Source organism: Marinomonas sp. TW1 (genome assembly GCF_001625355.1).
Classification (GTDB): domain Bacteria; phylum Pseudomonadota; class Gammaproteobacteria; order Pseudomonadales; family Marinomonadaceae; genus Marinomonas.
Genome location: NZ_JSEE01000007.1, coordinates 196,096 through 211,949, shown reverse-complemented (window position 1 = coordinate 211,949; position 15,854 = coordinate 196,096). Strand labels below are relative to the sequence as shown.

12 protein-coding genes are annotated in these 15,854 nt (G+C 45.9%); 9 read left to right on the top strand and 3 right to left on the bottom strand.

The genetic code is table 11. The annotated features are described in order from the left end of the window. A partial coding sequence (locus OA79_RS08425) for an IS3 family transposase (protein ID WP_156486236.1) occupies window positions 1-177 on the top strand: 177 nt, incomplete at its 5' end. 64 nt (window positions 178-241) lie between these two features. On the opposite strand, the gene OA79_RS08420 is transcribed toward OA79_RS08425, so the two are convergent. Continuing rightward, the gene (locus OA79_RS08420; protein WP_063332775.1) at window positions 242-550 is read right to left on the bottom strand and encodes a hypothetical protein; all 309 of its coding nucleotides are present in this window, start codon (window positions 548-550) and stop codon (window positions 242-244) included. Window positions 551-905: 355 nt separating this feature from the next. On the opposite strand from OA79_RS08420, the gene OA79_RS08415 reads away from it, so the two are divergent. The 5 genes from OA79_RS08415 to OA79_RS08395 all read left to right on the top strand — a co-directional run bounded on the left by OA79_RS08415 (window position 906) and on the right by OA79_RS08395 (window position 7,107). After that, window positions 906-2,777 carry a cation:proton antiporter domain-containing protein gene (locus OA79_RS08415; RefSeq protein WP_063332774.1) on the top strand — a complete coding sequence of 624 codons (1,872 nt, stop codon included), beginning with the start codon at window positions 906-908 and terminating at the stop codon, window positions 2,775-2,777. Window positions 2,778-2,853: 76 nt separating this feature from the next. Beyond that, window positions 2,854-3,381, top strand: coding sequence for a menaquinone-dependent protoporphyrinogen IX dehydrogenase (gene hemG / locus OA79_RS08410; RefSeq protein ID WP_063332773.1), 528 nt, complete (start codon window positions 2,854-2,856; stop codon window positions 3,379-3,381). 27 nt (window positions 3,382-3,408) lie between these two features. After that, complete coding sequence (locus OA79_RS08405) at window positions 3,409-4,209, top strand: M48 family metallopeptidase (protein WP_063332772.1); 801 nt, start codon at window positions 3,409-3,411, stop codon at window positions 4,207-4,209. A 30-nt stretch (window positions 4,210-4,239) separates the two neighbouring features. Further along, on the top strand, window positions 4,240-5,661 hold the full coding sequence (locus OA79_RS08400; RefSeq protein WP_063332771.1) for an SLC13 family permease: 1,422 nt from the start codon (window positions 4,240-4,242) through the stop codon (window positions 5,659-5,661). 69 nt (window positions 5,662-5,730) lie between these two features. Further along, complete coding sequence (locus OA79_RS08395; RefSeq protein WP_063332770.1) at window positions 5,731-7,107, top strand: YdgA family protein; 1,377 nt, start codon at window positions 5,731-5,733, stop codon at window positions 7,105-7,107. A gap of 123 nt (window positions 7,108-7,230) precedes the next feature. Here OA79_RS08395 and OA79_RS08390 read toward each other — a convergent pair whose 3' ends face one another. Both OA79_RS08390 and OA79_RS08385 read right to left on the bottom strand, forming a co-directional pair. Beyond that, on the bottom strand, window positions 7,231-8,019 hold the full coding sequence (locus OA79_RS08390; RefSeq protein WP_063332769.1) for an SPOR domain-containing protein: 789 nt from the start codon (window positions 8,017-8,019) through the stop codon (window positions 7,231-7,233). Between the two features lie 83 nt (window positions 8,020-8,102). Next, window positions 8,103-8,534, bottom strand: a complete 432-nt coding sequence (locus OA79_RS08385) for a YqaA family protein (protein ID WP_063332768.1) — start codon at window positions 8,532-8,534, stop codon at window positions 8,103-8,105. A 158-nt stretch (window positions 8,535-8,692) separates the two neighbouring features. Here OA79_RS08385 and OA79_RS08380 point away from each other — a divergent pair, with 158 nt between their 5' ends. From OA79_RS08380 to glgB, 3 genes are all read left to right on the top strand, one after another. Beyond that, window positions 8,693-10,303 (top strand): methyl-accepting chemotaxis protein, encoded by a 1,611-nt coding sequence (locus OA79_RS08380; protein WP_063332767.1) that lies wholly within the window; start codon window positions 8,693-8,695, stop codon window positions 10,301-10,303. 186 nt (window positions 10,304-10,489) lie between these two features. Further along, complete coding sequence (locus OA79_RS08375) at window positions 10,490-13,615, top strand: glycoside hydrolase family 15 protein (RefSeq protein ID WP_063332766.1); 3,126 nt, start codon at window positions 10,490-10,492, stop codon at window positions 13,613-13,615. Between the two features lie 23 nt (window positions 13,616-13,638). Continuing rightward, window positions 13,639-15,831 (top strand): 1,4-alpha-glucan branching protein GlgB, encoded by a 2,193-nt coding sequence (gene glgB / locus OA79_RS08370; RefSeq protein ID WP_063332765.1) that lies wholly within the window; start codon window positions 13,639-13,641, stop codon window positions 15,829-15,831. Window positions 15,832-15,854 lie beyond the last annotated feature (23 nt).

Here is a 15,854-nt window from a genome sequence, read left to right as displayed (position 1 = left end):
GTAGCTGAGAACTTTTTCGGCATCCTAAAAACAGAAATGTACCATAACAAAAAGTTTAACAATGCTGATGAGCTGATTGAAGCAATCAAGGAATACATCGAGTATTACAACAACGATCGAATTAAGCAGAAACTAAAAGGCCTGAGTCCGATAGCGTATCGGAATCAGGCCTTGTAAAGCCGCTTAGAACAGAGTCCAACTTTATGGGGTCAGTTCAAACGAGCCCTTTTTCCATTTGGCCTTAGCAATCCGTGTCTTTGCTGTCCATTTTCTCTTTAACTTGTTCACACGTATCTTCCACGGCGTTGCCTGCATCCGTCATCGTACTTTCTAGACTGTCACCGGCGTCGTCCATAGAACCTTGTACGCTTTCACCCGCACTGTTTAGCGCATCACCTGCATCGTCAATGGTTTGCTCTACTGCATCACCGGCTTGTGATAAAGAGTCTTCCACTGCGTTCTTTTCTTCTGAATCCTGACCACATGCGGCCAATGTACCCGCAGTTACCAAAACCAATGCTGTGTTTAAAAGTGTACGTTTGATGCTCATAATTTTCTCCATTTTAATTTCTAGTCCAAGAATAATCGTTCAGGCCAAATCGGCTGTGTGTATTCGAACTCTTGTCATCGCAATCGATGTCTTACCGATTCGCTGTGATCTGTATATTGCGAAGCCTGTGCCAACTTTTTAAAAAACTTATAACTCATTGTTTTTAATAATTAAATTTATTTTCAAGGTGATTTTGAGTGTCTTTTTCGCTGGCTGCCATCGGTTATTTTTACTGATTAGCTCGGTAACAATTTCCGTCGAATAAATGTAAAGACGCAAAAAATATGGCAAAGTCCTGTTGTACTGCTCGCCACCAAGGTGAACGGCCTTTGATGCTCACAGATTAGGATCCCTCATGACTGACGCGTTGTTGCTGACTTTTATCTTTCTTGTGGCTGGTGTGGTGTCCGTTCCCATCGCCTCGCGTTTAGGCCTTGGTTCAGTACTGGGCTACTTATTAGCGGGGATGTTAATCAGCCCTCTATTGTCTTGGTTTCATGTGGACATAGTGTCACTGCAACACTTTGCTGAACTCGGCGTGGTGCTGATGCTGTTTTTGGTTGGGTTAGAGTTGCATCCAAAAAAACTGTGGTCGATGAAAGCCCGTCTGTTTGGCTTAGGTGGGGGACAAGTTGCGTTCTGTGCTGTCTTTATTATGGCGGTGGCCATGCTGTTCGATTTGCCTTGGCAAACCAGTTTAGCCATTGGTCTGGTGTTGGCCTTGTCCTCTACCGCCATTGTCATTCAATCACTGACCGAAAAAGGCTTGATGAAATCGGATGGCGGTCAATCCTCTTTTGTGGTGTTGTTGGCGCAAGACATTCTGGTCATCCCTATGTTGGCGCTCATTCCCTTGTTAGCCTTACCAGAACTGCAACAGCTGACCAATGCGGGCGAAGCAGAGACAGCCAGTCATGGCGCGGCCTTATTAGAAGGCTTAGCCTCATGGCAAATACCGCTAGTGATCATCGCCGCTATAGCCACCATCATCATAGGGGGCAGTTACTTGGTTACCCCTATTTTTCGTTTTATCGCTGTCGCTCAGCTGCGTGAGCTGTTTACGGCGACGGCTTTGATGTTTGTCGTGGGGACCACACTGTTGATGTCTTTGGTCGGCTTGTCTCCCGCATTGGGCACCTTTCTAGCCGGTGTGGTACTGGCCAATTCACCTTATCGACATGAATTGGAAAGTGACATAGCCCCGTTTAAAGGCTTGTTACTGGGCTTGTTCTTTATGACCGTTGGCGCTGGTATCAATTTCGGCTTGTTATCGGATAAATGGTTACTGATTCTTAGTCTGACGTTAGGCTTAATTCTGCTGAAAGCAAGCGTACTTTGGTTGCTCGGCTGGGCATTTAACATTCGCTGCTCTAATCGTTGGTTGTTTGCGCTGGGCTTGGCTCAGGCGGGTGAATTCGGCTTTGTACTCTTGTCTTTCACCGTCAGTAACGGTGTGATTGCGGACGCGGTTGCCGACATACTGCTATTAGTAGTGGCCATTTCCATGCTGTTAACGCCACTGTTATTTATTCTCTACGATAAAGTCATTGCGCCACGCTATGCCGCAGACCAAAGTGATAAACCATTCGATGAGATGCCTGACGACCATAAAATTTTAATCGCGGGTTCTGGACGTGTCGGCACGACTCTAGACAACATCCTACGCTTGGCAGACTTCCATTCTACCGTGATTGATTTCAGCACCAAACGTTTGCAAGCATTAGAGAAATTTGGCGTGAAACATTACTTTGGTGATGCTACGCGTCCGGATTTATTGAAAGCCGCGGGGATTGAAGAGGCCAGTGTGTTTATTATTGCCATTGATAACCCTGAACAAGTCACTCAATTAGTGCAGCATGTAAACCACCACTATCCACACATTCACATCATTGCCCGTGCTTTTGATAACAATCATGTATACGACCTATGGTCTTACGGTTGTCGAGATATAATTCGTGAAACCTATGACAGTAGCTTGCGCATGGGGCGCTCCACTTTTGAAGCCCTTGGGATGAATCGTGACACGGCCGAAAAAATGATTGATGTGTTTGCCCAACACGACAGAGTTTCCATGGTGGAAGTGGCGGACGCCCATAAAATTGGTGTGCCCTTCCATGAAAACCAAGCTTTTATTAAACGTTTGCGAGAATATTTGGAAGAGAAAAACCCACATTTAAAAGCCGCCATGGAAAAAATCAAAACGGAAGACCAACAAGACTCTCTTTGACAGCGCAAGTGGGAATGTTTATAACAAGATCCCAAATGCACAATTACCTTTAAATGAGGCAGATTTCTGATCTTTTATGGCGAATATTTTATTTGTTTACTCCACTACGGACGGCCACACTCTGAAAATCAGCCAAACCATGCAAGCGGTCATGGAACAAGCAGGTGAGCAAGTTCAGTTACTGCCTCTTGATCAAGTCAACGCAGAGCAATTGTCTCAATGTGACAAACTGGTGATTGGTGCGAGCATCCGCTACGGTAAGCACCAGCCTAGTTTGCTGCAATTTATCACGACTAACAAAGCCGTCATCGAAAGCAAACCCAGTGCTTTTTTTACCGTTAACTTGGTCGCTCGCAAGGCTGAAAAATGCGAACCTCATACCAATCCATACATCATTAAGCTACTTGATCAATTGGCTTGGCAGCCTAGCTTACAAGGGGTTTTTGCCGGTAAGTTACATTATCAGCAATACGGTTTCCTTGATCGCAATATGATTCGCTTCATTATGTGGGTCACCAAAGGGCCAACCGACCCAACCACCAATCAAGAATTTACCGATTGGCAAAAAGTCGACGAGTTTGCCCACGCCGTTTGTCAGCTTTAAACCACAGGATTTTTGGGAGTCTTTAGAATGCTTAGACCGCTCTATTTGTGTCTAGTCGTCTTCATTTCGATCAGTTTAATGGCTTGCAGCACATCGCCGACAGGCAGAAAACAGCTTATTTTATTACCCGATTCACAACTTGATGAAATGGGTGTGGCGTCTTTTCAGGAAATGAAAGCGGAACTGCCGCAAACACAAAATGAGGCCAACATTAAGCAAGTAGAGTGTGTCGCGGATCGCATTATCAATGTGCTACCAGACAAGTATCGTAATCAAGCTTGGGAAGTTAGGGTATTTGAAGACGATCAAGTCAACGCCTTTGCCCTACCCGGTTATAAAATTGGCGTCTATACCGGTTTATTAAAGACCGCAGACAATGCTTCTCAACTCGCCGCCGTGATGGGCCACGAAGTGGGCCATGTGTTAGCTCGCCATGGTAATGAAAGGGTTTCGACGCAACTGGCGACAAACCAAGCGCTGAAAGTGACCTATGAGTTAAGTGGTGAAGACAGCAAGACCAAACAAGCCATTTTTCAAGGTCTAGGCATCGGCGCGCAAATCGGTATTATTTTGCCCTTCAGTCGTACTCATGAAACGGAAGCCGATGAAATTGGCTTGGACTTAATGGCCAAGGCAGGGTTTGACCCAAGAGAAAGCGTCAAGCTCTGGCAGAATATGAGCAAACTGGGTGACAGTAAAAATCCAGAGTTTTTATCAACTCACCCCTCCAATGAGAGCCGTATTAGAGACTTGAATGCCGAGATGACCTCGCCACTCGCAAACTACCTCAAGCTGAAAGCACAAAATAACATTGCACACTGCGAGTAATTAGACAAAGGATAATAAAGGGCTTTATTTATGTCGAATAAGATGACGTCAAGTGTTTCAGGATCGAATAAAGCGTCGCCAGTCAGTAAATCTTGGCCCTTATATTTGATCATCATTAGTGCTATTGGTTTAACACTCGTTAGTCAGCTGTATTTAACTTGGGCACAAAGCCTCACCGCAGGATTATTGTTCGCTTGTATTGCCCTTTGGGCCACTTCGATTGTGCCAGCCTATTTACCAGCTCTAGGGTTATTCGCCTTCGCCACCGCGACGGAATTGGCCCCTAACCAGGTGATCTTTGCAGGCTTTCATTCTTCTACCTTCTGGCTGCTGTTCAGTGGTATGGTCTTTGGTGCCGCCATTAAACACTCGGGCCTAAACCAACGTGCCACCTTCTTACTGACCCGTATTCTGGGTAACAGCTATCAAGGCACCATTATCAAGATTGCGTTATTCGCTATGGCATTGGCGTTCATGATTCCTTCCGGCGTGGGTCGCGTGGTATTGATCATTCCTATCGTGGCCACCTTAGCAGATCATTTTGGTTATCAAGAACGTTCGAATGGCCGTACCGGTATGCTGTTAGCTGCAGCCTTTGGCACCTTCTCTCCTGCCTTTGCCATTCTCCCAGCCAATGCGCCCAACATGATGTTGGCCGGTATGTTAGAAGCGCTTTATGATTCCCCTGTGTCTTATTGGCAATATTTAACCTTGCACTTTCCAGTGCTAGGTTTGGGGAAACTGGTGATAATTGTCGGCATCATTCTATGGTTATTCCCTGATCAGGACCCAGAGAAAAACTTGGCCATTAAGATTGAAGAAACCGTCATGAGCAAAATTGAAAAGCGCTTACTTTGGGTGCTGTGCGTTTGTTTTGCATTTTGGTTTACTGATACCTTGCACCATATTTCACCCGGTTGGATTGGTTTAATCGCCGTCGTTATTTGCCTCTGGCCCACATCCGGTTTAACCAGTAAGCAATGCATTGATAAAGACATCCAATACGGTACGCTGTTTTTCACAGCGGGTGTCATCGGCTTAAGTGCCATCACTGCTTACTCTGGTTTAGGGGATATTTTGGTCAATACCTTAACCAGCGCCGTGCCCTTCTCTGCGGATTCGTCTTTCATTAATCTTGGTTTACTCACCTTAATCTCTACCTGTGTTGCCGTGGTCACTAACTTAACAGGGGTGCCCGCTATCATGACCCCAATGGCAGAGCATTTAGCCGACATCACCGGGCTGTCTACTCAAGCGGTTCTGATGAGCCAAGTTCTGGGTTTTTCTAATGTCCTATTACCCTATCAAGCACCACCACTCATTACCGCCATCGCCCTTGGTAAACTCTCCATTAAAGCGGTTTCCAAAGTGTGTCTATTGAGTTTTTTGTTTACCAGTGTGTTGTTATTGCCTTTAAACTTACTCTGGTGGCAACTGCTTAACATGATTTAAGTTTTCTTTTAAATCGACAAAACGGTATGATTTGCGCTCATCATTTAACCCCATGAAAAGGAATTTTCAGTGAAAAAAATCCTCGCTGTGTTCGTATTTGTTTTGCTTGCAGCTTGTCTCATTGCACCCAAATTTATTGCACCAAAATACCAAGAACAACTGTCACAACTGGTGACCAACCTAAACTCAGCGCCTGGCTATGAAGCCAGCTTAGACAGTCTTGAAGAAAGCTGGTTCACGTCTAAAAGCGTGTTACACCTAAGCTATGATTTAAGTATGATTGACCCGAATTTATACGGTCAAAAACTGGAAGCCGATCTGGTTCTGGATGCCCACTTTGGCCCACTCCTCATGTCGGAGGCTGGTGTTGTCGGTTTGTTTGATGTCCACGCATATTATGCCGGCGACTCATTGCGCGAGATCCTCAACTGGTCGGAGGATCAAGCCTTTTTCGATGCCTCTGTGGTCATGGACTTGATGGGCAACATTGAATCAGTCGATCAGGTTCCCGCTTTCGACATCACAAACGGACAATTCACCTTCAGTGGTTACAAGGGCAAAGGCGAATTCACTTCTAATAGCATGGCGTACCAAGGCCAGATAGATCAGCTCAATTTAGACAAATATTATGACAAATTGCAGCTCACCAATACTCAACTGACGCTAAACATTCAAAGTGGTGCTGACGTCTTAACTTCTGGTGGTTTCTACAATGGTGACATTAGCATTGGCTTTGATCAGTTTTCTTTAGGTTCACAAAACAATCCAAATGAGCTTGAAGTCAACGGGGCCTCACTTTTAGTGTCCTCTTTACTGGATACAGACTCCCAACTGGGGAAAATCATCTCTCGCTATGCCGTGGAGAATGTTCGCTCAGAAGAGTTCAGTGCAGATGAATTGGCATTAGTGGTTGAAATGACCAATTTAAGTAACCAATTCTTCTTGGATTACAAAACCTTTTCTGATGCCTTGTTAGCCGAAGGCAATGCTTCCCCTGACGAACTCATGATTGCGCTGTTTACTTTCATGACAGACAACCTAGATGAATTGCTGTCTCACAAGCCTGAATTGAACATGACCGAATTCAGTGGTCATCTAGCAGAAGGGGCTTTCAATGCGACATTGAACAGTCATCTAAAAGAGATTAATGGCCCTGTTAGCATCGATCAATTGTTGGATCAAAACTTTTGGTTATGGAACTTGATGGTGAACGCCAATCTACAAGCCGATGAAACGTTAATAAGCCATTTGGGCGAACGTTACTTAGCACAACAGATGCGCACTACTACCGATTCACCTCAGGTAAAACAGCAAGTGCAAATGCTGCTTAACAACTTCATTCAGCAAGGTCTTATCAAGCGAGAGGATGATCAGCTGATGACGCAAATCGAGATTGCGGATGGTCAGGGGAAAATCTATGACTTCCCTTTCCCATTAGCACGCTAAAGCCCCATCATTCACGTTAGTAGGATCAAAATTTAGTACGAGAAAAAACGCATAAAAAAAGGCCGCTTTCTTATTTAAGCGGCCTTTTTAGTTTCCTTCCCAATTATTGGGAGACTAAAGCGATTAAAACGCCTCGCCATTGTATTGCGTAACCATGCAGTCTTTACCTTTCTCTTTCAGCATCATACAAAAATCAACGCTGAAGGATTTTTGTAAAAACGGCCCCACTTTCAGCTGATACATGGTGCGACCTTTGACGTCTTTTTGATTAACCTTAGGAACTAACCCATCATAAGCCGTCGGATCGTTTTTCATTAACACCTGCCAACCACGCACCGCCTCATTGCGATTTGAATAGGCCGCTAATTGCACACCGTAACCTTCATTCGACATTGCGCTGCTAGTCGCTTGTGTTGACGACTGAGACACCTCGGTTGACGCTAAAGGCGCGGCTTGCGCCATGTTCATGTCATCTTGTGTCGCCGCGGCCAATGGTGCCGCTGGCATGGTTTCTGAGGACATAGCTTTTGAGGACATAGCTTCTGAGGACATAGCTTCTGACGACATTGACGATGAGTCTGAATCCATTGTCTCAGAAGAGGTTTCTACTAACGGCGCAACATTGGTTGCCGCCATGCTGTCATCCACATCAATCATGGTGGATTCCGAAGAGTCTGGCATTTCGTTGGCCGCTTCTAAGGCTAACTTTTCTTGCTTCAAGGAAGCCACTTCAGCCTCAAGCGCATCAATCTTATCTAGCTTAACTTGGGCTGTTTGCCACTGTTCTTCATGCGTTCGGACTTTCGTTTGTAAGTCTTCATAGCTCATGAAGGTGTTCTTTTCACCAGTTGATGAACAAGCCGCCAATACTAATCCCATTTGGACTACGATTAGTTTTTTCGTTATTCCCATTGCCATTCTCTCCATCTAGACGAATTATAAGGCTTACAATTGAGCATTATCGCCGCCAAAAATCAGCAAGCCAAAAAGTACCTTCAGCCAGCATATATTAGGTGTTGTCCCCACAGAATCAAAGCGTAGCGACTAGCCTTACCAAGCACTACTAAGGGGATAAAATACCAAAGCGAGGTTCTAAAAACACCTGCGGCTAAAGCTATACCATCGCCTATAATGGGTAGCCAAGTAAAGAGCAAACTCCATACACCATAGCGATTAAAGTAATATTCTGCTTTTATGCGCTTTTTTGAGTCAACGGGAAACCACCGACGTCCTTCAAAACGAGTAAGGTAAGCACCGAGTAACCAAGTGGTTACTGCCCCAATACTGTTGCCAATGGTTGCCCAGCTCCAGAGCAACACCAGACTGTTTGCTTCTTGCGCCGCATAAAACAACAACAAGGCTTCAGAGCCCAATGGCAATACCGTGGCCGACAAAAATGACACAACCAAAATGGTGACATATTCCAAGTTACTTCTTACCTTCTAACGGTCTTTCGGGGTCATTCGCCAAAACCATGATCTAGCTCATGAAAATCGGCTAGCAATAATCATAAAAATAATTAATCCTACTAGCTAAATATATTCTAAATAGCAAAATCAAGAGAGCCGAAGCACGGAGGCAAACCATGCTCAACCGCATAAATGATATCAAAATTCGCTATAAACTCTGGGCCATCATTGGCCTAATGTCATTGGGGACTACGGCGTTAATTTTGGTGTCGCTTTCGTCGCTTTTTTACAGTCATGTGGATGCGCGCAAAGAGCGTACAGCTGACATTCTCGACATTGTAAATACGTCTCTATTATCTCTTTATCAACAACAAGAAAACAATCAAATCTCCCCACAACAGGCAAAGCAAGACGCCTTAACCCTCTTATCCGAGTTTCGCTATGGTGAAGGGCAACGTGTTTGGGTATTGGCAAACAATGATCGCGAATTAATCAACGCACCAGCCTCATACACTGGCCAACAGCCTCCTGCGTCTTTGAAAGAAGCGTTAAAAGCGGCACAACAATCAGACACAGCGCACCAAAACATTGAATTTCATTATCAAGATTCAACGGGAAATGAGCACCGTATGATAGCCAGCGCCTTGGATTTTAAACCATGGCAACTAACGATTATCACCACGACGTCCATGGATGCTGTCACCAATTTCTTTTTGGTGGCTCTGGTGGACTACGCCATTCTAGTGGGGATTTTAACCTTAGTGGTGGGCGGGACAGCGTTGTTTATTATTCATATGGTTACTACGCGTGTTACCAGTTTGTGCCATACCATGACGACCGTTCAGCACTCAGGCGACCTCACTCAGCGAGTGGAATTTAGCGGCAAAGATGAAATGGGCGCCATGGCGAAAGCCTTCAATAGCATGATGAATGACTTTCAAAGCATCGTACGCAACGTCACACACTCCAGCGCAACCCTAGATGACATTGTTGGGCAAACCAATCAGTCGACACAAAAAACCGTTGAAGGGGTGGCACGCCAACTTTCTAACACAGACCAAGCCACGGAATTAATGCAAAGTGTCATGACGTCAGTAGAACAAGCATTGGGCATTGCTGAACAGGCGAAAAATAAAACACAAGAACTTGGTCAACACTCAAAGCAAGGCTTGGGTGTGATGGATAAAGCCAATCAAGACATTCAACAATTATCCCATGAAGTTGGACAGGCCGCTCAGCAAATACAAACCTTACGAGAAGAAGTCACACACATTCACGAACGACTGGGCATCATTTCCGAAGTGGCCGAACAAACCAACTTATTGGCGTTAAACGCGGCCATTGAAGCCGCGCGAGCCGGTGAACAAGGCCGTGGATTCGCGGTGGTCGCAGACGAAGTTCGTCATCTGGCCCAAAGATCCCAATTGGCCGCCACCGAAATCGGTGGTTTGATTGATCGTTTAACACAACAAACCGATACGGCGGTGGGCGTGATGGAGTCGGCACAAAGTACAGCCAACCAAGGTGCGAACCAAACCGCGGAAGCTGGGCAAGCCTTTTCCGAAATTGCCGATGGGGTGATTTCCATTTCGCAATTAAACAGCCACATCAGTCAGGCGGCAGACCGCCAACACGAATCCTCTCAAACGGTTCACCAAGCCTTGGGCGACATTGCGGTGATTTGTCAGGAAAACAACGACAATTCTACCGACATTCGAACGTCGGTTGATCAGCTACAAGACTGCGCTACACAACTGCGTCAGTTAGTGCATCAATTCAGTACCTAACCGTATTGTTTGGCGTTTCTGTCTTAGCAAACGCCGAATAATCCTCTTTAATCAATAAATAATTTGCAAACAGGCCGGTTTACGACTTTAACTTATTGGTGAGTTTCATTTTATTTGGGTATAGTGATCCAAAGGTTGTACGAAGAGTTCCTATTTTCATTACGCTATTAAAGGGTAGAAATAGAAATGCCGTCCGATACGCAAGATACGCTCGACTCTCTTTATCAACACATTCAAGCGGTGATTTTATCGCGCCAGCACCCTGTCACTGGGCTCTTTCCTGCCAGCACCAGCATCAATAATCATGGTAATTATACCGACGCCTGGGTGCGTGATAATGTCTATAGCATCCAAGCCGTTTGGGCTTTGTATTTGGCTTACAAACGTGCATCCGATACCGATAAGCGAGCTCATGAACTGGAGTTTGCCTGCATCAAGATGATGCGCGGCTTGCTGTTCGCCATGATGCGTCAATCCCATAAAGTTGAGGCCTTCAAGCATAGCCTTGACCCAAAAGACGCCCTACACGCCAAATATGACACGAAAACCGGCTTAGAAGCCGTTGCCGATGATGCTTGGGGGCATTTACAGATCGATGCCACCAGCTTTTATTTGCTGATGATGGCGCAAATGACCAAGGCCGGCAGTAAAATCATTTTTTCTCGTGACGAATTCAATTTTATTCAAAACCTCATCTATTACATTTCTCGCACCTATCGCACGCCAGATTATGGCATCTGGGAACGGGGTAACAAGGTGAATAATGGCAAGGCTGAAATCAATGCCAGTTCCGTTGGCATGGCCAAAGCCGCCATGGAAGCCATGGATGGTTTGAACCTGTTTGGTGACGACGGCCCTGAATGGGCCGTGGTGCACTCCTTTGCCGATGCTGTCGCGCGGGCGGGTTCGGTTCTGCAATCATTATTGCCGAAAGAATCCCGCTCGAAAGAAGTCGATAGCGCTATTTTAAGCATCATTGGCTTTCCCGCCTTTGCCGTAAACGACGAAAAACTTACCCGACGAACTCGGCAAGAAATCCTCAATAAATTGGGGGGGGAATACGGTTGTAAACGTTTCCTTCTGGACGGCCACCAGTCTGTTTTGGAAGACAAGAACCGGATTCATTATGAATACGATGAGCTCATTAACTTTGAGCACATTGAGTCAGAGTGGCCGCTGTTTTTTACTTATTTGTACATCGACCGTCTGTTTGCTCGTGATTGGGAAAGTGCCAATTATTATCGCCACAAGCTCGAAACCCTCATGGTTGAAAAAGACGGTCAAAAACTCTTACCTGAGCTTTATTATGTTCCGCAGGAGAACATCTTAGCGGAAAAAGAAAAGCCCGGTTCGCAACGTCGCTTGCCGAATGACAATTTACCTCTGGTGTGGGCGCAGAGCTTATACCTTGTCGGTAAGATGCTGGATGAAGAGCTGATTAAAACCGATGATTTAGACCCTCTCGGATTGCACAAGATTCAACATAGAAAACATAAAATCACCACCTCCATGGTCATTTTGGCGCAAAACGACAGAGTCAAACAAAAGCTAATGGACGCGGGCTGCTTGTGTCAAACCCTTGAAGAAATTGCCCCTCTCAAGGCCATTACTGCGGAACAACTGGTGACAACCTACCAACACTTGGGCGAATCCACGTCCCTCGGCTTAACAGGTCGTCCAAATCGCGCCCTCAACAGTTTGGCAACATCACAGGCGTTTAGCATTAATAACGAGCATTATTTGTGCTTATCTTGGATACAAAACGAAGACAAAGATTACCGTAAGATTGACCCTGATTTGTTCCAAGCCCACATTCGAAATGAGCTTACCAGCTTAGCAAATCATTGGTATTACCAAGCCAACGCGGTGTTTACCATTTTAATTGACGAAGCCATGAGTGAAATGAGCAACAGTCATGAACTGTTTGAATTCATTCGACTCTTGCAAAAGCGTGAAAATGACACCTATCGCGTCATCCCACAATCCGCTAAAAACGCATTTAAATCAGGCAATCGTCGCGTCATTACCATGAAACCCAGCGATTCTCTGCAGCTGGGTATTCAATTAAGTCATCATGAACGCAGCTGGCCGCTGGCGGATGATGATCAATACTTTTCCCTTGATCAAGAGCACGCCACGACCGATAACCTATTGGCACAGTTGTCAGAAACCCCTTCCCTCAATCAAGCCGTACATTGCCTTACCTTGCTCGGCGAGCGTAACGCTTTGATGAGTACCTTGCCCAATTCAACGCCAGCCACGACTGCATACAAAGTACTGCACAAAGTCTATTTGCAAACCCTTATTTCTGAGAACTGGCGTGCCGCTCGGCAACTTTATGCTCTGTTGATCACGCCCACCACGGATTTAGCGACCTACATTGCAGACATTACCGTCAGACAGCGTTTCTTAGTTGTCGGCGAAACCCCAGACAATGAAATAGAAATCAGCTCTCCTTTACATCAAGATGCCATTCTTGAGGCGATGAGAAAGGCGTCTAGTAGCGCCATCAGTCTGGTTTTATGCCATGAATTAATTGCCATCGCAGGTACCTTAATCCGCACTCAACCCGACTTCTTCTCCGGAATTCGCACCATTCGTATTCATAATCTTGTGACCTTGTGTGCTCGCTACTTTGATCCAGAGGATTCCGCCCCTATCTATGACACATTGGCCAAAGTCTCCCCAAGCGCCCTCTACTTTGCTCTTGAGCATGTGTTAAAACAAAAACACGATGAATTCGCTCACGTTGCCACCAGCTTACGATACCACCACACCACAGACGCTCAGGGCACTTTAAAAGACATTGACTGGTTCGAGTGGCGTTCTGAACAAGGCATGATTACCAAGCTGCCTGATAGCCTATTGCTGCAATTTTGGGAAAGTCTCAGTCACGTCAATACCATCGTCTTTGGCGACTTACAAAGCAATACGCGACTCGACTGTAAACGCGCCTTGAATTCCATGACACCGGGGGAAGACACCTTTGCCTTGCTCGTCGAAGACCTCACCTCTGACATTCACCCTAGCTGGTATAAGAGTTTAATTTTTGAGGGCTTATACGCTTTCATTCAGTTCTGTCAGCAACACAAAAAATGTCAATTTGAACAAGAAGTCAATCTTCCCGTATTAGTGTCTCAAGCCGCTATGGACTATGCTAAACAGTATCAGGCAGAACACCCTGAAGAAGATCAAATTGCGGCGGCCGTGGATGACTTTGCCCAGATCACACCAAGCAAAGCCAATCAGTTCTTACGCTGGGCGGTCAGCAAGCTTCATAGTCATCAGTACCAACATTCATCGAGTGAATAAATTGACTCTGGCTGGAGAATTGAATGGATTTAGTCAAGCACGACTTGTTGCAAGATTTAGCAAAAACGCAATGTGCCGACCCTTTTGGGTGTTTGGGACGTCACCAAGATCCCGTGACTCAACAGCAAACCTTGTATGTATGGCAACCTGAGGCGGAGTCCGTTCTGGTTTTAGCCATTGATCAAGATAACACTCTGATGAAAATGACGCCCTCTGACCTCAGCGGGCTTTTTACCGCCCCTTGGCCCGAGGACATTGACCACACACATTATCGACTAAAAATCCAATACCAAGATGGTAATCACCATACTATCGTCGACCCATATCAGTTTGCTGACAGCAGTTTCAAAGACCCTGACCACCACACCGCGAATCTCTTTAAGAGCCAAGGGGCGATTCAACGCAGTGCGTACATTCATGATGAGTTAAGCATTCAAGGGGCTCGCTTTGCGGTTTACGCTCCGGCCGCTCGCTCTGTGTCTGTGGTGGGAGATTTCAATGGTTGGGATGGCCGAGTTCATCCAATGTCGAGTAATGGCGATGGTGTATGGCGCTTGTTTATACCAGACGTCAATCATGGTGCCCGTTATAAATTTGAAATTCGTGCCCATGACGGTGAATTATTACCTCATCGTACGGACCCTTACGCACAACAGATTGAACAATTCCCATCATTTGCCAGCATCACATGCTTTGACCGCCACCATGTTTGGGCCGACTCAGACTGGCGCCAACGCTCCGTTGAGGATCTCTACGAGCGGCCCATGAGCATTTATGAGGTACATATTGGTTCATGGCGTCGCAAACCAGACAATCAGCCGCTCAGCTATTTGGAACTCAAAGATCAGCTGGTGCCTTATGTTAAAAGCATGGGCTACACCCACGTAGAGTTATTGCCCATCACCGAATACCCTTTTGATGGTTCTTGGGGTTATCAACCCGTTGGGCTGTATGCCGTGACGTCACGTTTTGGTCATCCGGAAGACTTTAAGGCCTTGGTTGACGCGTTTCACCAAGCTGGCATTGGTGTGATTATGGATTGGGTGCCGGCGCATTTTCCGGCTGACAGCCATGGCTTGGCCAATTTTGACGGCAGCAAACAATACGAGTACCCAGACCCGAAGAAAGGCTGGCATCCGGAATGGAACTCCTTAATCTATGACTTCGGCAAAGATCATGTGGTTAATTATTTAATCAGTAACGCGGTTTATTGGTTAGAAGAGTTTCATATTGATGGTTTACGCGTCGATGCTGTCGCCTCTATGTTATACCTTGATTACGCTCGCGAAGAAGGCGAATGGATTCCGAACCAAGATGGCGGCAATCACAACTATGAAGCCATCGCATTTCTGCGAAAACTCAATGAAACCATTTACCTTAATCACCCCAGATGTTTTACCGTGGCCGAGGAATCGACGGCCTTCCCCGGTGTCTCTAAACCGACCTTTATGAATGGTTTAGGCTTTGGTTTTAAGTGGAACATGGGGTGGATGAATGACACGCTAGATTACATGCAACGTGACCCGATTTATCGACAATATCATCAAGGCGAATTGAGTTTCAGCATGGTATACGCGTTTGATGAGCAATTCGTTTTGCCCATTTCCCATGATGAAGTCGTACACGGTAAGTACTCGATGATCGACAAGATGCCTGGCGATGCGTGGCAGAAATTCGCAAACTTGCGCGCGTTTTCGGCTTACATGTATTGTCATCCGGGTAAAAAACTAAACTTCATGGGAAATGAATTCGCACAGGGACAAGAATGGAGTCACGAACGGTCACTCGACTGGCATTTACTCGACATTGCTTATCACAAGGCTCAACAGGACCTGACTAAAGACCTAAACCAGCTTTATCAGCAGCAAGTCAGTTTGCATTGCGATCATTCTGCAGAGGGCTTTGAATGGATCAGTCATGATGACAGCCAAAACAGTATTCTGGCCTTTGTACGACGCGCTAAAGACACCTCTGAGCACCTTTTGGTGATTATCAATTTCACACCTACCCCTCATTCTTACTACCGCATTGGCGTTCCCGAGTCTGGGCAATATCAGGTGTTAATGAATACAGACGATGGCGTTTACCAAGGCAGCCAGTTTAGCCAACAATCGATCTATTCAACCGAGCCTATATCGCATCACGGTCGGGCAAATAGCATCGAGGTACAAGTTCCGCCTTTGAGTGGATTAATTTTAACTTGGCAGCAGGGTTGATTCAGCGATCCAACAAGGAGAAT